We start from the raw sequence: 19,431 nt of genomic DNA, 5'->3' as shown, positions 1-19,431 counted from the left end.
ATTTTCGAAAACCGGTGAAGGGCGGTCTCAGCGCAGGCTGTTCACATAAGCGGCCCATTCCGGCAGCTCGGGGATGCCGGGCTTGCGTTTGCCGAAAAATTGCACGATCAGGCTGCCTGCCGCGTCAAATACCTCAACCGAATGTACGGCGCTGTCTGCCGTGGGCTTACGTACCGACCAGCACTCGGCAATATCGCCGGTACGCAGGTGCAGGTTGAACTCCGGGTCCATGACGTTGATCCAGCCCGGAATCTCCACGATATTTTTTACCGGTCCCGTATGGATCTGGATATTCCCCGGATTGCCGACAAAAACCATGATCTCCATGCCGGAAGCCGATGCGTCGTACAGCAGCTTTTTCACGCTTCCCGCATCTATCTTCCGGGTAAACTCCCCGGCGATACGCAGCGCATGCAGGCGGGATATGTTGTGCTTCTTCAGCATAGGAAAAAAGTCGTGGGTATCCTTTAGCCTGCTCCAGTCTTCCCGGAAGGCGGCCTCGTTGACCAGCTCGTCGGCATACGCTTGCGACGGGGCAGGAGGGGCGGTTTCCAGCAGGGGAGATTGATCCGCAGCGGTGAAGTCGTGCGTCAGCTTTTCGAAAGCATCCCGGTCGCTTTCCTCCTGGAGGAAGATCTTGATGACGGCGGTACCCTGCTGATCGAAGAACTGCAGCGAGTTTTTGAAGCCCGCCGCCGTGTTGTCCCGGAGCGCGAACCCGAAGGCCCAGTGCCGGAAGAACATCCGCAGGTCGATGTCCTTCCCCGCTACGAAACCTACATGACCGCTGCCGGCATGCACGTTTTCAAATATCCCTTTCCGTTCGTGCACACAGCTTTCGTTTCGGGTGAGGGACATGATGTATCCCAGCCCGGGCATTCTTTTCCATAATTCCCGGAAATCTCCGGCCAGCCGGATTACATCATTTCCGCCGGAGAAGGAGGCCAGTATAGCGGCTTCCGAAACGCCCAGCTGCCGGGCGGCATCGCGGATGCGGATACGCGGGTTTTCTTTTCTGACAGCCAGCCAGCTATCTTTCAGCGAGGGGTTGGTGAGGGTATGCATAATGGTTTGTTTTGACAGGTTGAGTTATAGATGAATGGTCGTGTAAGGCGGGGAGGAGCAGGGGAAACGGATAGGCATCCGGATGCAGCACATCTATATCCATCCCGTAAGCCAGGCTTACGAGGTGAGGCTGCAGCACTTCTGCGGGCGCCGCATCATGCAGCAGATGGCCGTCGCGGAGCAGCAGGATCATATCGGCATATTGTGCGGCCAGGTTCAGATCGTGCAGCACCGCTACCACGGTGCATCCCTTCCGGGCGAGCTGCCTGAGCAGCTGCATACAGCGGTGCTGATACGGGTAGTCCATGCTGGAGGTAGGCTCGTCCAGCAGCAGCATCTTCTGCCGCCAGCTGCTTTTTCGGGTGCCGGGGTAGAGCTGGGTCAGCACGCGCGTCAGCTGTACCCGCTGTTGCTCCCCTCCGGAAAGGGTATTGAACAGCCGTTTTGCAAAAGCGCTCACCCCGGTTTCCTCCATGCATTCCCTGACGATGGCCATGTCCGGTGCGGCCGGAGCATGCCGGAAATGCGGATAACGTCCCATCATGATGATCTCTTCGCAGCTAAAAGGCAGGTTTACCGAATAGTGCTGGGTAAGCACGGCGCGCTGCAGGGCGGCTTCCTGCGGGGAAAAATGTTCCAGCAGCCGTCCGTTTATACGGATACGGTTATACGTTTCCCGTAATTCTCCTGCGAGGATACGCAGCAGGGTGGACTTACCGGCTCCGTTGGGTCCGAGCACTACCGTAAGCATTCCTCCTGGGAGGGAGAAGGTCATAGGATGCAGGATATCTTTTCCCCTGATCCGGTATTGTATATGTTCCGCTTGTATCATGCCAGTCCGAAGAGGTATTTCTTTTGTTTCATCAGCAGGACAATAAAAAGAGGGCTCCCCAATAGGGCCGTTACGATGCCGATCGGCAGCTCTGCAGGAGCGATAACGGTACGGCACAGCATATCGGCCAGGGTGAGCAGGGCGGCGCCCAGACAGGCGCATGCCGGAAGCAGCCGCCGGTGGTCGCTGCCGATGACGCTCCGCAGCATGTGGGGCACAACGAGGCCCACAAAGCCGATGACGCCGGATACAGCCACACAGGCGCCCACGGCCAGGGTAGACAGGAGGATGATCTGTCCCTTCAGCTTTTTCACGTTGACGCCTATATGTGCCGCTTCCGGTTCTCCCAGCGAGAAGGCGTTCAGCGCCTTGCCTTGCCAGGACAACAGGATCAGCGGCAGCAGTACAAAGGGGAGCAGCGCCAGTACGGTGTCCCAGGAGGCTCCGCCCAGGCTGCCCAGGGTCCAGAAGGTAATGCTCCGCAGCTGTTCGTTATCGGCGGTAGAGATGACCAGACCGGTGAAGGCGCTGCAGAGGGCATTCAGGGCCAGCCCGGCCAGCAGCAGGGTGGTAATGAGCGTTCTGCCGCCCCAGCGGGAGATGCGGAATACCAGCAGGGATGTCATACAGGCGCCGGCGAAGGTGACGAGGTTCAGCAGATAATGGGGTAGCAGGGCGCTGTTCGTTACGGCCGGCAGCGTGGCGAGGACGACGATAAAAAGCACGGCCGCCAGGGATGCGCCGGCGGAGATGCCGACCAGGCCGGGATCGGCCAGCGGATTCCGGAAGAGGCCCTGTATGGCGGCTCCCGAGACGGCCAGTCCGGCGCCTACCAGCATGCCCATCAGCACGCGGGGCAGTCGGATCTGCAGCAGCACGGCGGCCATGCCTTCATCATAGTAAACCGGAAGGTGCCACCCTGCCCTGTCGAGCAATATGGCCATGATCCGGACGGGAGAGATCGCCATCGCTCCTGTACCGGCAGACAGCAGGGCGGCAACGATCATCAGCACGACCAATATCCATTGCAGTTTCCGGTAGCTCATCGGGCATTGATTTTATCATGCAGCTCCCGTATGGCCTGCGGAAGCCTGAGTCCGAAGCCGCTCAACAGCTCCCCGTCCATCGTGATGATCTTTCTGTTTTTTCCGGCGCGGGTCTGGGCGATGCCGGGGACTTTCAGCAGGCCGTCGATTCCCCCCATACTTTGCAGGCCGCTGCTGAACAGCAGGATGATATCCGGGTTGGCGGCGACCAGCGATTCGGCAGACAGGGGCTTAAAGTCACTGAAATCCTGCATGGCATTCTGCGCACCCGCCAGCCGGATGGCTTCATCCGCCGAGGTGCCCCTGCCCCCGGCCAGCAAGGTGCCGGCGCCACGGGCATAGATGAACAGCACCTTTTTTCCGGTGGGAGTAAACGGCAGTCCGGCGGCCTGCCGTTGGAATTGCTGTTGCAGCGGCTTCGCTTCCGGTCTCCGCCCTGTGGCCTCCGCCACTTCCTGCAACAGTTTTTGCGTGCCCGCTATGCTGTATTGTTGTCTGAAAACGACTATCCTGGCCCCTGTAACGCCAAGCTGCTCCTTTAACGCGGAGCTGAACTGATCTTCCATACCCAATACCAGGGTAGGCCGGAGGGCCAGCACGTTCTCTGCTGCGATGTTGCGGTTGTGTCCCAGCTTGGGCTTCTGCTTCAGCGAAGCCGGATAGTTACTGGTGATGTCCACTCCTACGATCTGCCCTTCCAGGCCCAGGGCGCAGAGGATCTCGCTCAGGGTGCCGTTGAGCGATACGATACGCGGCTTGGTCTGAGCCTGAACCAGCATGCCGGTATACAGCAGGATAATGCAGCAAATGACTTTTTTCATCATCTCCGGTTTCTATATGATTTAATATTTAAAGTTGATCACCTTTAACCCTTCGCCTTTCAGCCTTCACCTTTCAGCACCAGCTGGTATGCTATATCCGGATAACCTCTTCTGCCGCCGTCTTCCTCTGTGAAATCGATGAACCGGAGCTTGTAGATATTTCCCTGCGGGTCTTTTATGACGTAAAATCTGTCGGTGAATACCCCCGGCTCCTGGCCATTGCCGCCCGACGTGGCCCGCCAGCTGTCGCCGATGGCATCTCTGGCATTGCTGAAGGTAATGCCGGCTATATCCGCTTCGGCGAAATCTTCGTAGCTCACCGTGCTGCTCATTACTTCGGCGGCCTCTACGCCGTCCCGGTTGTTGATAAGCACCAGGTCAGAGAAGGGATAGTAGATATCGGTACCCTGGTAGCTGGTCTTATATGCCGCCAGCGTCCATACAAAATCCCATTGTGCTTTGGGCGGCTCCACGGTTACGGGACCGGCGCCGTTCAGGTCCTTGTCGCCCAGCGAGACGAAGCTGAACTGATGGTCTTCTTCCTTGCTGATCTCGATCGTTTTGAAGTCGGTATCGGCGATCCCCGCATATTGCAGCAGGTACCCGTTTCCTTTACGCACAATGCGGAGCTTTATCCAGCCCCTGCTGTTTTCCGTATGGGCAGCCAGCGCCCCCCGGTTGAGGATATAGACCTTGTTGTCTGTTTCGGTGCCGGAGATGGCCGCGATGGCGGTCCCCGTCAGGTCGCCGTCAATGGCATCCACCTTCTTCAGGTCGGTGGGACTGAATGTGCTCTCCAGCACCATGCCGGCCGTATCGGCGGCGCTAACGGCGCTGAGGTCGGTTTTATTTACAGCGGCAATCATGGCATTGGGAAGCGTATAGTTAAGGATCACCCGGAAATCGCTGCCGTTGTAAAAGCCAAGATCCCAGCTGTCCCGCTTTACTGAATCCTGCGTACCGGTGCTGAGGTCCACAAAGACGGAATTTTGTGCCGCAGAACCGCCGAGCCCGCCGTTCAGCTTTATTTCGGCCCCTCCGGATGGAGGGGGCGGTGTAGCGATATCGTCATTGTCTTTGGTGCAGGCACTGAGGATGACCATCGTGGCCATAAGAAAAAAGAAACAGTATTTACGTTGCATATCGGTTGTTTTAAACGGGTTTGATTAATGTTTGGACCAGCTGAAGCTTGCCCCGATAAACCAGGACCGCCCATAGCTCATGGGTTGCAGGCTGCCGGTGCTGTGCGCTCCTTCGGTATTGAGGGTAGTGTTCGGGAGCCGCGTTACATTGAACAGGTTCTTTACGCCCGCCTGCAGCGTAAAGTGTTTTGCCAGGGTCTTGGTTGCGGTCAGATCCGCCCAATGAAAAGCGGCTGTCCTGGCCAGATGTACTTTGCCCGCATGATCGGGATCGGCTTCGTAGGCGGGCAGCGAGCCGGTGTATTTATAATACAGCGCCAGGGAAGCTCCCGCTTTGGGAAGATGCCAGGTCAGCCCGCTGCTGAGTTCGGGCGACCAGACAAACGCCGGCAACGACTGCTGCTTGTCTTCGGAAAGTTCATTATACCGGCCGATACAGGAGAAGGCAAGCGTGGCCTGCAGGTGCTTCCACAGCAAGCTGCCCTCCAGCACACCGCCGGTGGTCCTGTACCGGAAAATATTCATATAGGTGTATATGTTATCTGCGCCGAGGGCGAGATCGATATGGTTGTCTATGCCGTTGTAAAAGGCTGTCAGTTCCGTGCCGAAGCGGAGGTCGTCCCGGTTGATCACCTGCCAGGAGAGGGCGCCGTTAAAGCTATTGGACTGTTCGGCCTTAAGCCCGGGATTTCCCTGTATGGAATGGTTGGCGTCGAAGAACGTAAAATAGAGTTCCCGCAGCGAAGGGGCACGGAAGCCCCGGGCATAGGACAGCCGCAGGTCGAGATCCCGGGCCAGGGCAAACTTGGCGCTCAGCGACGGGATCAGCGGCGGCGCCTTGTATACGGAGTTTTTTGTAAGCCGTATGCCGGGCCGTATCCGTATGCCGGCCGGGATGCTGATCTCGGAAGAGACGAACAGCGCATAGTCGTTAAGGGTAGGAGCGCCTGTAATGCGGTCGTCGTCTGCATGGTCAGATTTTATTTCCATCCCGGGCTGCAGGGATATGGCTGACGATATCCTGTACTGAACGGTGCTGCGGAAAAATAAGGTATGAAAGACAGACCGGTCCTGCTCGCCCGCGCCGGTGGTGAGGGAGTCCTTTCCGCTGCGGAAATCCCGGCCTATGCTCCGGGTGCGGCGGTTGTCCACCTGGTAAGAGGCTGCCCCGCTGTAGCTGATCCGTGGACTGATCCGCCATTCGGCCTGCAGGAGCTGGGTAACGCGTGTGGTGAGGTAATGCTGATCCAGCGCTTTATAATTATTGGGATTCAGCCGTCCAGGAGAAAAGATACCCTCGTCCAGGTAATCCAGCCGGTAGCGGATGTCCATGTTGTTGTGACTATAGCCGGCCGTAACGCCGGCCATACCCTGGTCCTTGGGTTTCCATTCTTTTTCTCTTCCTGCGGCGTGGCCTTTCCATCCGCCAAAATCATTGCGCGTGCCATAGCCCGAAAGGCTCCAGCCTTTATGCTGCCAGCCGATCCGGAGATGCTCATTATGCAATCCTTCCTTTGCAAAGGGATGGTACTCGCTGCCCGCAGATTCTTCCTGAATCCCGGCAGACACAAAGAGATTATCGCCGGGCGCATCCTTCCGCGTGATGATGTTGATCACCCCGGCAAGGGCATCCGTTCCGTACGTTACGGACAGGGGACCTTCCACGATCTCGATATGATCGATGGTGTGTATGTCTACCTGATTGAGGCTTTCCCGGGTGTCGCCCCGGTCGGTCAGCGGCACGCCATCCAGCAGTATCTTTACATTTTGCCCGCTCATTCCCATCAGCTCGATATCCGAAGTGCCCAGTGTATTGTCGCTGGAGAAGCGGATGCCCGGCTGGCTCATCAGCACCTGCTGTAGGTTAACGGCTCCGCTGAGGCGTATCCTTTCGGCGCTGATGCTGCGTACCCGGAATACGGATTGCTTCATTGAACGGGGACTGTACTGGCCGGTTATGACCACATCGCCAAGCCGGAAGATGCTGCTGTCCATACGCTTACCGTCCTGCGCCGCAGCGCTGCCGGCGAGGGCGATCATGCATCCGGTGATGAGATAACCGATTTTTCCATTCATTTCCTGGCCATTGAAACAGTTGGTGATGGCCAAATCCGCCGGCGCTCAGGATGCCGTTCAACCCACTTGCTCCCGAAGATTGAATTTTATCCATCGCTGCCGTGCGGATGTTGGCACATCAGCTATAGGGTTTTCATAGCATAACCCGGTATGAACAACCCGCGCAGCACCTGGGTGCATTGCGCTGTCGCCATGTTTTTTTTATCAAAAAAGATGAATTCCGGTACGGTTACCGGTCATGCAGCCGGGACATTTGCCGGCGGCATGTTGTGGGAGCAAGCATCGTTGAATTGATGATGCAAAGAAAAGAAGAAAGCGGACGCTGTGTTTCCCCAATCAGGAAATCGATTGATCAAAACGGGAAAATATAACGGAGCGGTATACCGCTCCGTTATGGCCTATTGTGAAAGTGATCTGTTTTATGCTTACTCGCTATATTTCACCGAATGGATGCTCACCGGGCCGAGCAGGCCGGAAGACTGCAACGGGGCGTCGGGTTTGTATAACTGCAGCGAGGACCAGGTCTTTCGTTGCTTTTCCGGGAGACGGCTGTCGCCGATCAGACGGTTTACCCAGGTGTTCACCACGGCGATGCGCAACGTGTTTTCGCCGGCTTTTGCCGCACCGGTGATATCCAGCTGCCAGGGAGCCGTCCATACATTACCGACAGCCTTTCCGTTCACATATACTTCGGCCATCACCCTTACAGGGCCAAGGTTCAGCAGCAGGCGCTGCCCGGCGGGGAGGCTGTCCAGCCGGAAGGTTTTAGTATATACGGCAGTTCCCGAATAGTAGCGGATGCTGTCCTCGGGTCGTTGGCTCCAGTCGCCCAGCTGATCAAAAGCCACCGGCGCTGCGGGTCCGCGCATCGCTTTGTCGAACTGTACGGTCCAGGGGCCGTCCAGCGTTTTTAGCGGCTTAGTTTCCGGGAAATTGTCGCCCGTGCCGGTGGAGGAGCCTGCTTTGCCCCGGAAAACCACGAACCAGCTCTGCGCGGGGGCCAGCTTCAGCGGTACGGCGGTACCCTGCTCCATCTGCCGGAATCCGGGCAGCTTGCGCAGGTTGCCGCTGACGGCATCCCACAGCTCGGGCTGCCGGTCGCTGACACGGAACACGGGTGTAATATCCAGCGACTGATCGCTCTGGTTGGTGATAAAATAGATGTCGGCGTCGGCCATACGGCGATGGATATATTTTACCGGTTGCTTTTCCGGCACGCCGAAATCGGGCGTTACGCCGAGCTGCTGAAAGGCCTCCTCCATGCTCATACCCCGGAAGATGTTTCCCTTTTTATATTTTACCGCCTTTACCGTTTCTCCATCGCAGTGCTGCCAGAGCGTTGCCGCCATCCGGCTTACCGTGGTATCGCAGCCTGGGTAGTTCTGAAGACTGGGGGAGCGGGAGGGAGGCGCGCCCAGCACGGTGGCGCCGTCCGCCACCAGGTCGCGGATCTTTTCCAACACTTCCGGACGCATGGTCTCCTGGGGCGGGAGCACCATCAGCCGGTACGAGGTGCCGTCCGGCAATACCAGCCTGCCGTCTTTTACGCTGAGACGATGTTCGATCACATCGGCATTGATATAGTCGAAGGAATAGCCGTCCGGCAGCGGAGGATCGCAGATGCCGGTCATCTTGGGCGCGTCTTCTCCGATAAAGTAGCAGACATCCGCAACCGGCGCGCCCCGCTGCAGCATGAAGTTGCAGCGCCGGATATAATCCATCCAGGCCTTGCCCTGATCGAACCAGGTGTTCATCCGGTTGATCTCGGTGCCGAACCAGGCATTCACGCCCGGCATGCTGTCGTAAGCCTGCTGTATGTATACATGGAAAAGCGTGTGGTTTACCCCTTCGGTAAAGCTCCAGTCGCCGCGCTTTTTCAGCTCGCCGGGATAACGCTGCCAGGGCCGCCCTGCGGCGGTAAAAGATTCGGCCCATACTTCCCTTTTGCCATAGGTATGCGCGGCCGAAGAGGCATCTTTCAGCTCGATGCGGCCCAGGTCGCCCTCCGCCCAGAACTCGCCGGCAATCACGTCGGACTGCCCGCCATATTGCAGGAACTCGCCGGGATACCCCCAGTGACCGTAATTTTCCAGCCAGCTTTTCAATCCCTTCTGTCCGCTCAGTCCGCGGAGGCCACCGACATATTCGGAGGATATGCGGTCGGCTACGAGACGGCGCAGGTCCCAGAGAAAACGGTCGGACTGATCGGCGCTACCCACGATATGGCCGCTCAGCACCGGCAGCCAGGGCAGGGGATCATAGCCATATCTTTTTTTGAAATCGGCGGCCAGGCCGTCGGTCCAGTTTTGCGAGCCCATCTCATAGCTGTCTTCCACCACGTACTTCCATGCTTTGCGGTCCGCTTCCGGCAGGGAATCCCAGAGCCGCCCCACAAAAGCGTTGAAATGGGAGGCCAGCGCTTCTTTGTTCATCTTATCCACTTCAAGACCGGTAGCTTCGGGAGCGGCGGGACTGTTTTTTATGCCCGTCGGCACCATGCCGGTGCGCAGGATAACCCAGCTTCCTTCCGGCACCTCCCAGTTGAGGGTACCGTCGGCGGCCAGCTTCCCCGAAAGATCGATCACCTTCTTGGGGTCGGTGACCAGGGCCTTGTCGTCCACCGCCGGCTGTGCCGGCCACATATAGGTATCCCACATCGGCTGTGGAGACTGGAACATCTTGGACAGCTGTTTTTCCGGATAATGATCCAGCGGCGGCGCTTCGCTCAGCACTACTTCCGAGAGGCCGGCACGGGAATGGATATTCGAAAGCACCAGCCTGAATTTTCCGGACTGCACTTTGGGAAAGGCTACGGCCACCGGCGCAAAAGGAACGGGACCTACGTTGATATTGGGATTACTGCGGTCCAGCACAAATTTGCAAACGGTACTGAAGCTGTTGCCCTCATATGCCTGCAGGACTGCATCCGCCCTGAAAGGTACGGCGGCGGGATAGAGGGTAAGACCGCGGGCCGTGAACAGGGTGTCCACGGTAAAGTCTATACGCACCATGGTATCTCCTTTCGGAAAAAGTACGGCAGTAGCGGTGTCGTCGTCGGCCAACGCTGCCAGCCCGGAGATACCGGGTTCTGCTTGTATCTGCGGGTGAAATGCCGAGATAACACGGGTAGCCGCTTCTGTCAGGGGAAAGGCCTGCAGGGATACGGGCTGAAAGTTTTCCGGAACGGACGGCAGCTTTTGGGAAATGGCGTGCGGGCCTTTTACGATTATCTCGGATTGTACCAGGTGGCGCATGGATTGCGAAGGCTTTACCCAGGGCCCGCCGGACTGGCTCCAGCCGGGACTGTTGAAGAACCCGAGATGGATCCCCAGCCGCGCCGCTTCATGAAAAGCGTGTCGGGTCAGCTTCCACCAGGCGGGGCTCAGCACCCGCACCTTGCCATAGGGCACATCATCCAGACCGATATTGCCGATGAAGGCAGTGCCGATGCCCATCTTTGCCATCGCTTCGAGGTCTTTCGTAATTCCTTTTTCCGATATATTATCGCTCAGCCAGTACCAATAGACGCCGGGCTTGAGCGAATCGGGCGGGTTCTTAAAGCTTTCTTCCAGTTTTGTGCCGGCTACCGATTCGAGCGCGGTAGCATTATCCTGTCTGCTGTCAGGCTTACAACCCGGGAAAAAGGCGACTGCGCAGCAGGCAAAAAAAGAAAGGCGGAAAAGGTATTTCATAGCATATATATTGATCCCAATGATACGGCATTCCGGCTGCGGAGCCATCCTGTGCTTTCCTGCCAGGGAGGAGAGGGGCATGACAGTACAGGATGGCTTGCCGTGATTTTACCTTATCTTGTGAGCCTTCCGGCGCAGCACGGCAGACCGGTTTCCGGCATGCTGCGGCGCCCTGTGCAGATGAAGACGGCTTCGCAAAAAATCTTTAGGTTATATGACGCGGATTGCATTTACTATGAAACTGAACCCCGGCTGCCGTGATGAGTATATCCGGCGGCACGATGCATTATGGCCCGAGCTGAAGGCCTTGCTGAAGCGAAAAGGCATCGGCAACTACAGCATCTTCCTCGACGAGGAACGCAATATCCTGTTTGGTATACAGGAACTGCAGGAAGGCGCTGAGACCGGGAACATCGGCGACGAACCGGTAATGAAAAAATGGTGGGCCCATATGGCTGATATCATGGAGACAAATCCGGATAACTCTCCCGCATCCGTGTCGCTGACCGAGGTGTTTCATATGGATTAGCAGCATGCCGCCGCCGGAAATCCGGTCGGTTTATTTTATAAAAATAAAAAACGATGAGCCAGAACAAAGGAATAAAGCAGGTCGTTCTATCGACGCTTTGTATTTCCATCATGGGCTGCGCGGCCACGGCCCAAACCGCCGGCACAGCGATGCCGCCGCTGCGTTTCACCAAGCGGGTGATTGCCTCGGAAAGCTTTGAATCCGTTGCCGTCTTTGATGTTAACGGCGATGGTAAGCCGGATATCGTATCGGGCGCTTTCTGGTATGAAGGCCCCGATTTTATCGAAAGGCACGTAATCGGTACGGTAAAACGTTACGGGGAATATTCCGATGATTTCTCCACTATACCGCTGGATGTAAACGGCGACGGCCGCATGGATTTTATCACCGGAAGCTGGTTCAGCAATAACCTCAGCTGGCGTGAGAACCCGGGGAAGGATGAAGAGTGGAAGCAGCATGTGATCGATACCACGGGCAATGTAGAATGCACACAGGGCTGGGATGTGGATAACGACGGTACCCTCGAGATCGTGCCCAACAACCCGGGCTTCCCCCTAAAATTCTTCAAGCTGGTAAAGGATGCCTCCGGCAAGGGGACGGGACGTTTTATCCGGGTACAGGTGGCGCCCATACAGGGACACGGACTGGGCTTCGGGGATATAAACGGGGATGGCCGCGGCGATTTCGTGGTCAGCGACGGATGGCTGGAAGCTCCGCCGGATCCTGTAAAGGGGAAATGGGTGCCTCATCATGAGTTCCAGCTGGGCACCACCAGCGTTCCGGTCATCGTAGCCGATGTGAACGGCGACGGCAAAAATGACCTGATCGCCGGGCAGGGGCACAGCTACGGGCTGGACTGGTATGAACAAAAAACAGACAAGAGCGGGAAGCGCAGCTGGGTAAAGCATGCCATCGATCCGTTTAACTCCCAGTTCCATGCCCTGCAGTGGGTGGATATCGACGGCGACGGTAAAAAAGAGCTGATCACCGGAAAGCGCTTCCGGGCCCATGCGCACGACCCCGGCGTGAACGATCCCGTGGGAACTTATTATTATAAATGGAACGGGGAATCCTTTACCAAAGAGATCGTCTCCTACGGCATGCCGGGAACGGGCAAGGGCACCGGACTTTATTTTGCCGTGGCCGACCTCCGGGGAACGGGCCGGAAAGATATTGTCGTAGCCGGTATGGACGGGCTTTGTGTATTCTTTAACGAAGGCATAGCCCGGGATCCCGGAGCGAAATAACAGCTGTCCTTTCGCCCGTACAGGTGACTACAGGATAGTTGGCCCGGAAAGAAGGGCTACCTTAGCCGGAAAACGGTTCAGATAGTATAAGTTTCGGGTAATAAACCGGTTTTGTGTAATTACCGTTGCTTTTTATTTTGTGCTTAAACGAACAGGTGATGACAGCAGGATTATTTATACCTTGTTATATTGACCAGTTTTATCCGCAGGTAGGGATAGCCACCCTGGAGCTGCTGGAAAAGCTGGGGGTCACGGTGGCCTTCCCGGAAAACCAGACCTGTTGCGGCCAGCCCATGGCCAATTCGGGCTTCGAGCAGCTGACGGATAAAACCAGCGCCCTGTTTGTAAAGAACTTTGCCGCCTACGACTATATTGTCTGTCCTTCGGGCAGCTGTACGTTGCATATCAAGGAACACCTGCACGATCCGGGTCATGAAGCGGCCGCCGGCGGTATCCGGGGAAAGGTGTATGAGCTGGTGGAATTTCTGACCGATGTGCTGAAGGTGGATGCCTTACAGGCGCGTTTCCCCCATAAAGTATGCCTGCACCAGAGCTGCCACGGGCAGCGGGGACTGCATCTTTCGCAGATGAGCGAGCTGGCGGCTGCGCCCTTTTCCAAACCCGAGCGGTTGCTGGACATGGTGGAGGGCGTCACCCTGGTAAAGCCGGACCGCGCAGATGAGTGCTGCGGTTTTGGGGGAACATTCTGTGTATCCGAGGAGGCGGTTTCCGTAAAGATGGGGAAAGACCGCATCCGGGATTATGCGCAGCATGGAACAGAATATATTACCGCCAGCGATATGTCGTGCCTGATGCACCTGGAAGGTATTCTGCGCCGGGAGCACAGCCCTGTCAAGGTTATTCATATTGCAGAGATATTGAACGGAGTTTAAGGAGGTTTCCAGTTTGAGGTTTAAAGTTGGAGGTCCTGGTTTGAGGTTTCATTTCAGGCCGGTCAACGTCAAATCTCAAACCTCAAATCAGAAACAGGAAACTATTGACTATGGAAAAAGATCACGCCGCGTTGGCGGAACAGTTTAATGCGAATGAGCCGCGGGTGAACTGGCACGACGAGACCCTCTGGTGGGTGCGTCAGAAACGGGACCGGATGATGCGGCAGGTGCCCGATTGGGAGCTGCTGCGGGAAACAGCCTCGCAGATCAAGCAAAATGTACTGGACCACCTCGGCGATTATCTGGAACAGTTTGAAAAAAAGGCGCTGGAGCACGGTGTTATCGTACACTGGGCCACAGATGCGCATGAGCATAATGTCATCGTTCACGATATCCTGAAAAAGCACGGCGTGGACCGCATCGTGAAAAGCAAGTCCATGCTTACCGAGGAGTGCCACCTGAACGAATACCTGGGCAAACAAGGCGTGGAGGTAGTAGATACCGACCTGGGCGAAAGGGTGGTACAGCTGGCCGGCGAGCCGCCGAGCCATATCGTCCTGCCCTGTATCCATAAGAAAAAAGAAGAGATCGGCGATCTGTTTCACGAGCATCTGGGCACTCCGGAAGGTATGGCAGACCCGCAATACCTTACCCGTGCCGCCCGGGAACATCTGCGGGAGAAATTCCTGACGCGCCGTATAGCCATGACCGGTGTAAACTTTGCCGTAGCGGAAACCGGGGAGTTTGTGGTCTGCACCAATGAAGGCAATGCCGATATGGGCGCCCATCTTTCAGATGTGCATATCGCCTGTATGGGCATGGAGAAGATCATCCCGGAGCGGAAACACCTGGGTGTGTTTCTCCGGCTGCTGGCGCGCAGCGCCACCGGGCAGCCCGTCACCACCTACTCCAGCCACTTCTGCAAGCCCCGGCCGGGCCAGGAAATGCATATCGTGATCGTGGACAACGGTCGCAGCGTACAGCTGGGCCGGGAAGATTTCCGGAATTCGCTGAAATGTATCCGCTGCGGCGCCTGTATGAATACCTGTCCCGTATACCGCAGAAGCGGGGGGCATAGCTATCATAGCGCTATTGCCGGGCCCATCGGGTCCATCCTGGCGCCCAACCTGGATATGAAAAAATATGCGGATCTGCCTTTTGCTTCCACGCTTTGCGGTTCCTGCTCCAACGTCTGTCCCGTGAAGATCGATATCCATGTACAGTTGTATAAATGGCGACAGGTGCTGGCGGAAGCGGGCTATGTGCCGGCCACCAAGAAAAGCGGGATGAAAATTATGGCGGGCACGCTGTCTTCCCCCGCGCTGTACCGCATGGCCGGAAAGGCGGCGAGATGGGCGCTGAAGCATACCCCTTTCGTGATCGACAACCGGCTCAATCCCTGGTATAAGCAGCGTGAGATGCCGGCAGCTCCGGAGCAGTCTTTCCGTGAATGGTACCGGCAGCGCGCCGGAAAAGGAAAGCCGCAGGCTTCCTCCGGCAAGCCCGATACCACCGGAAACCCACAACAAGATCCAGCATGAACAGCCGTGAGAAAATACTGGCTGCCGTAAAGCAGCACAACAGCGGAACAGCCTCCCTGCCGGAGCTGGCTCCCCTTTATTACCGGGAAGAAGACCCCCTGACCGCGTTTAGAACAGTACTTGAATTTATCGGCGGCCACCTTGTCGAGGTAAGCTCTCCGGCGGCCCTCCCGGAAGCCCTGCAAAAGACCTACCCCGGTGCCGGCAGGATCGTTTCCGTATTGCCCGCTCTCCGTGATGTTGCAGCGCCTGTGGCGGCGGAGGCGGATCCCCACAGCTTTGAGAATGTGGATGTGGCGGTGCTGGCCGGCCGCTTTGGCGTGGCGGAGAACGGAGCGGTATGGATTACCGAAGAAGAGATGATCCATCGCGCGCTGCCTTTTATCTGTACACAGCTTGCGCTGGTGCTGCCTGCCGGCGCTATCGTATCCACGATGCACGATGCCTATGAAAAAATAGGGGCTGCAGAACAGGGTTTCGGTGTTTTTATCGCGGGCCCTTCAAAAACCTCCGACATCGAACAATCCCTGGTGCTGGGCGCTCACGGCCCGAAAGGGATGACGGTATTTTTGGTGAAGGAAGGTTAAGGACCGCTTCGCTTATTAAAAAGTTGCCGAAGTAAAAAAAATCCCCATCCCTATAAGGGTAAATAGCCATTGGTGTGTTACATTAACATAGGTTTGATGTAGGCTCAAAGAAGCGGGCTATTGCAAGATAAGTATTACAAGAATCAAATGGCGGAATACTGCCGCCTTTTTCATGCATATTATGCTAAATTGCATCGTTATGCCTTTACCATGCTGAAGGAAAACAGTGCCGCGGAGGATATTGTACAAACTGTTTTTCTTAAACTATGGGAAAAGAAGGGTCAGCTGCTGGGAGAAGAAAAAGTCGGAAGCTATCTTTATAAGTCAACTTACAACCTCAGCCTCAACTATATACGTGATAGTAAAACCAGAGGCAAACACAAGCAGGACGCCGCCCAAGCCATTGACCCTTTGGTTGACAATACCCATGATAAAATATTAGCGACCGATCTTTCTCTGCGTATTCGGGGGGTGATGGAAGAGCTTCCTCCCCAATGCCGGCTTATTTTTCTCAAAAGCAGGGTTGAAGGGAAAAAATATGCCGAGATCGCGTCGGAATTGAATATCTCCGTTAAAACCATAGAAGTCCAGATCGGCAAAGCGCTCAAGGTGTTCCGGGAAAAATTGAAGGATTATCTGTGACCGTTTTGGCTTTTTATAAAAAATGATATATTGAAATAAGTGCGTCACGATTCCGATATACAAATTGACCTGCAACTGATAGGTAAATATCTCGCCGGTGAAGCTTCCCCGGAGGAAGCTTTTTCCATAGATGTCTGGAGAGGAAAGGCGCCGGAGAATAACGAATTGTTTGAAGTTGCGGCGCGTCTTTGGGATGAGGCTCCGGGAGGAGAGATTTATCGCCGGCCACATCAAATAGATGAATGGCTGAAGCTGAAAGAAATTATTGAAAAAGAACGAAAGCCTTTTATCGGCCGAAGGCTGTATACTGGCTGGAAGGTGGCGGCAGCCCTGATTGTCCTTATGGGCTTTGCGATCTTTTTTTATTTGATGCAACCTCATACAGCTTCTGTAATGTACAGTGAACGGATTGATGCCAAGACAATGGCGGTTAAAGATACCCTTCGGGATTCTTCTGTCGTCGTATTGTTTCCTCAAAGCCGTTTGCGCATCCAAGATCGGTTTGCTCAAACCGGCAGGAAGGTCAGGCTGGAGGGTCAGGGTTATTTTTCCGTAAAGCGGATGAGCGATAGTCCTTTTACTATTTATGCTGACAGCATAGAAATAATTGTGCTGGGTACGGTATTTAATGTAAAAAATGATGTTAAAAAAGTAACGGTGAGTGTGGAGAGCGGAATCGTAAAGATGAAAAAAAATGCGAAAAGCATCGTTGTCACAGCAGGTTCTTCCGGCGTTTTTTACAAGAGCAATGACAGGTTTGTCCTTTACCGGGATTCTTTAGACCGCAACAGTTATGGTTATGCTACCCGGTCGCTTTATTTTTATAGTACTTCGCTTGCGCATGTAAAGGAGGCGCTGGAAAATACTTATGGGGTAAGGGTAATACTGGAAAATAAGGCGTTGGATAGTTTGCGGATCAATACACAGTTTAATGACAGGTCGTTAGATTATGTATTGAAAGTAATAAGCGCTTCTCTGGATATTCAATACCGGAGAAAAGACGATACAATATACTTTTTTAAAAATGGACTTTGATAAGCCAAGGCGCTTTTTTGTCATTCTTCTTACCTTATTTCTTGCCATCCCGTGCCTTGCCCTGTCCCAAAAAAAGACGGAGCGGGCCCAGGTTCTTTTTTTGCCTGCCCGGACCATCCGACTTGATTCGCTTGGTGATTATATAGCAAGGACATCCGGATTTTTTCTTTCGTTCAGCACAGATAAGATAAACCCCGGTAAAAAAATAGCTTTTAACGGGGCTTCGATGAAGCTGGACGATCTGCTTACTTATCTGGATGATCAGTATCAGATTACCAGTGAAATTATGGGAAACCATATCATCCTTTTTCGGGATAATTCCTCCCGCAGAGCAGTGCAAAGTGAAAAAGCGAAGAGCGAACTGCGCGCTTCGACACGGAAATCGGGCGCCCCGGGCGACGTTCCTGCTGCCGGACCGGAAAATGTTCCTGAGCCATCTGTTACGGCTGTCCGGCCGGTGGTTAGATATGAAATACAGGCCATTGCTATGTCTGTCCGGTCGGGAAGGGAAGGAGAGAAGCTGGTGAGACAAGCTGATACTTTGCCGGCCGGAGCTTCCCGGCTGCCCTCGTTCTCCAGGGAAATTCCTGCATCTGTTTTTAAAGGCGAAAAGAAAAAAAGCCGGTCAGATAACGGTTTTTATCTGTCAGCCGGGCTTACCGCCAATGAGGTGTTTTATGCAAATCCTGGTATCCGTGCAGGATTACCCTGGTTATTTGCCACGGCCGCATGGAAGACGAATTTTAAGGCTTCCGGTTTCTTTTACGGCATGGGGTCTGCTGTTCCGTTGTCAAAAAACTGGGATATCTCGTTTTCCTTATCCACGGGTACGCTGTCCAAAGATTTCAGCTGGCCTTTTTCTAATCCTGATTCCACTCATCTTTCTGATTCTACCCTTCATCTGAAGTCGAGGCCGATCTCGTTGGGGCTTTTTGCTGCGAGGCAGATCAACGACCGATGGTCTTTTGAATTTGGCCCTGTTATCAATTTTATGAGGAGCAGTTATGCTTTAAGCGGCATTGACCCGGTAGGTTCTTCTTTGCCTTCGGGCCCGCCGGGCACCGACCCGTACAAGGAGTATTATCTTATCCGTCCGCCTTATTCGCTTGGGGCAAGTTATGATGAGAAGAGGGGTTCCGGTAAAAAAATATGGATTGGTTTTCAGCTGGGCGTATTTTACAGGTTGAGGTATTGATGGGTTTGGGATCAATATGACCGGTAAAAGGCTTTATTCTTGTAAAATGACGGGGGGGTACAAAAAGCGTGTCGAAATGCCTTTGTTGAGCAGAAGACAGGCCTTCTAATGTAACCAGTTTTTTTGCATCCAGCTTAAAAGCCCGGTAGCCGATCTTCTTAAAGAAGCTGATCAGTTCTGTAAAATGATCATTTCTGATCTCTACCTGCACCATGGGCTGATGCCTGACCAGGAGCGGCTCCATGTCCTTAAGTATTACCTTTTCATATCCTTCCACATCACATTTAATATAGTCAATGCGCGTTAATCCGCTGAATACTTCGCTTCCCTTTCGCTGAGCGGCGCCAAAGACAAATTTATTTTCTTTCAGGCCCTGCGGGTCCTGTATAGAAAAAAGTCCATGTTGGATATAGCCTGTTTTGCGGATCCCCTCTGGCAGGCCTAAGCATACTTCATCTTTGTTCTCATTGCCCAAAGCCAGGGGCAGGACGGTAATATTCTTTTTTCTTTTTATCTGCTTTTTCAACTGTTTTACAAGCGGAGCTACCGGTTCTATGCTATAGACTTTACCCCGGTTTCCGGTAAGTTTTGAGAAAAGACAGGAATAATATCCCATATTGGCTCCTATATCCAGGATCACATCACCTCTTTTTATTAAATTTTGAACAAAGTAATGCCAGTCGTAAACCGGATTTGTTTTTAACAAGCCGGCATTGAATATAGCGAAGTAAGATTTCCGGATAAGCTTTAAATAGCCATTCAATCCCAGGACAACAAATAAAAGGCGACGAATATACGGCATGAAGGGATTTTGTAAGGTGATTTATATTAAAACACATCACCGTAACAATACCCTTATTGTAAAGGAAAAATGTCGCTGCGGTTATGCCGCGGCATTCCGTAAACGGTTTGGATTTTGCGCTCACGGACCGGAGCAATATTGGCAGCTGAGCTGAATTATTTTAAGCGAAATTACCGGTCTGCATTTTGCCGGGACCCCGGACCGGTACAGAAAAGCCCGTCTCGAACGGTATAAGAATTGCCGGTCTTCGTTTCGCCGGGATCTCTAAAAGGCGTCGTGCGCAAGA

16 protein-coding genes are annotated in these 19,431 nt (G+C 54.4%); 8 read left to right on the top strand and 8 right to left on the bottom strand.

From position 1 onward, the window contains the following. Positions 1-27: 27 nt before the first annotated feature. The 7 genes from ABD851_RS08470 to ABD851_RS08440 all read right to left on the bottom strand — a co-directional run bounded on the left by ABD851_RS08470 (position 28) and on the right by ABD851_RS08440 (position 10,674). Positions 28-1,065 (bottom strand): hemin-degrading factor, encoded by a 1,038-nt coding sequence (locus ABD851_RS08470; RefSeq protein WP_344978199.1) that lies wholly within the window; start codon positions 1,063-1,065, stop codon positions 28-30. Continuing rightward, entirely contained in the window at positions 1,031-1,897 is an 867-nt protein-coding gene (locus tag ABD851_RS08465) for a heme ABC transporter ATP-binding protein (RefSeq protein ID WP_344978197.1), read from the bottom strand. Before ABD851_RS08465 ends, ABD851_RS08470 begins: the two co-directional genes overlap by 35 nt. Beyond that, a complete protein-coding gene (locus tag ABD851_RS08460; protein WP_344978195.1) occupies positions 1,894-2,943 on the bottom strand; it encodes a FecCD family ABC transporter permease in 1,050 nt (349 codons plus the stop codon). Before ABD851_RS08460 ends, ABD851_RS08465 begins: the two co-directional genes overlap by 4 nt. Continuing rightward, positions 2,940-3,764: a heme/hemin ABC transporter substrate-binding protein gene (locus tag ABD851_RS08455; protein ID WP_344978193.1), complete on the bottom strand. Its 825-nt coding sequence runs from the start codon at positions 3,762-3,764 to the stop codon at positions 2,940-2,942. Before ABD851_RS08455 ends, ABD851_RS08460 begins: the two co-directional genes overlap by 4 nt. Before the next feature lie 59 nt (positions 3,765-3,823). Further along, positions 3,824-4,906, bottom strand: coding sequence for an HmuY family protein (locus ABD851_RS08450; protein WP_344978191.1), 1,083 nt, complete (start codon positions 4,904-4,906; stop codon positions 3,824-3,826). Between the two features lie 24 nt (positions 4,907-4,930). Next, complete coding sequence (locus tag ABD851_RS08445; protein ID WP_344978189.1) at positions 4,931-6,982, bottom strand: TonB-dependent receptor plug domain-containing protein; 2,052 nt, start codon at positions 6,980-6,982, stop codon at positions 4,931-4,933. A gap of 425 nt (positions 6,983-7,407) precedes the next feature. Beyond that, on the bottom strand, positions 7,408-10,674 hold the full coding sequence (locus ABD851_RS08440; protein ID WP_344978187.1) for a glycosyl hydrolase: 3,267 nt from the start codon (positions 10,672-10,674) through the stop codon (positions 7,408-7,410). A 214-nt stretch (positions 10,675-10,888) separates the two neighbouring features. Between ABD851_RS08440 and rhaM the strand changes: the two genes are divergently transcribed. The 8 genes from rhaM (at position 10,889) to ABD851_RS08400 (ending at position 18,343) form a co-directional block, all read left to right on the top strand. Further along, entirely contained in the window at positions 10,889-11,203 is a 315-nt protein-coding gene (gene rhaM / locus ABD851_RS08435; protein ID WP_344978185.1) for an L-rhamnose mutarotase, read from the top strand. 53 nt (positions 11,204-11,256) lie between these two features. Beyond that, complete coding sequence (locus ABD851_RS08430) at positions 11,257-12,450, top strand: FG-GAP repeat domain-containing protein (RefSeq protein ID WP_344978183.1); 1,194 nt, start codon at positions 11,257-11,259, stop codon at positions 12,448-12,450. Positions 12,451-12,608: 158 nt separating this feature from the next. Further along, positions 12,609-13,343 (top strand): (Fe-S)-binding protein, encoded by a 735-nt coding sequence (locus ABD851_RS08425; protein WP_344978181.1) that lies wholly within the window; start codon positions 12,609-12,611, stop codon positions 13,341-13,343. Positions 13,344-13,453: 110 nt separating this feature from the next. After that, positions 13,454-14,884 (top strand): lactate utilization protein B, encoded by a 1,431-nt coding sequence (locus ABD851_RS08420; RefSeq protein WP_344978179.1) that lies wholly within the window; start codon positions 13,454-13,456, stop codon positions 14,882-14,884. After that, positions 14,881-15,471, top strand: coding sequence for a LutC/YkgG family protein (locus tag ABD851_RS08415; RefSeq protein WP_344978177.1), 591 nt, complete (start codon positions 14,881-14,883; stop codon positions 15,469-15,471). Before ABD851_RS08420 ends, ABD851_RS08415 begins: the two co-directional genes overlap by 4 nt. A gap of 147 nt (positions 15,472-15,618) precedes the next feature. Beyond that, on the top strand, positions 15,619-16,113 hold the full coding sequence (locus tag ABD851_RS08410; protein ID WP_344978174.1) for an RNA polymerase sigma-70 factor: 495 nt from the start codon (positions 15,619-15,621) through the stop codon (positions 16,111-16,113). Positions 16,114-16,152: 39 nt separating this feature from the next. Further along, positions 16,153-17,148, top strand: coding sequence for a FecR family protein (locus ABD851_RS08405; protein WP_344978172.1), 996 nt, complete (start codon positions 16,153-16,155; stop codon positions 17,146-17,148). Beyond that, entirely contained in the window at positions 17,138-18,343 is a 1,206-nt protein-coding gene (locus ABD851_RS08400; protein WP_344978170.1) for a hypothetical protein, read from the top strand. The genes ABD851_RS08405 and ABD851_RS08400 overlap by 11 nt, the downstream gene beginning before the upstream one ends. Here ABD851_RS08400 and ABD851_RS08395 read toward each other — a convergent pair. Then, positions 18,234-19,145, bottom strand: coding sequence for an FkbM family methyltransferase (locus ABD851_RS08395; RefSeq protein ID WP_344978168.1), 912 nt, complete (start codon positions 19,143-19,145; stop codon positions 18,234-18,236). The genes ABD851_RS08400 and ABD851_RS08395 overlap by 110 nt on opposite strands. Positions 19,146-19,431 lie beyond the last annotated feature (286 nt).

The sequence above is a fragment of the Compostibacter hankyongensis genome (assembly GCF_039541075.1).
Taxonomy (GTDB): domain Bacteria; phylum Bacteroidota; class Bacteroidia; order Chitinophagales; family Chitinophagaceae; genus Compostibacter; species Compostibacter hankyongensis.
The sequence above is the reverse complement of the archived record's forward strand: the minus strand, read 5'-3'. Positions and strand labels throughout refer to the sequence as shown.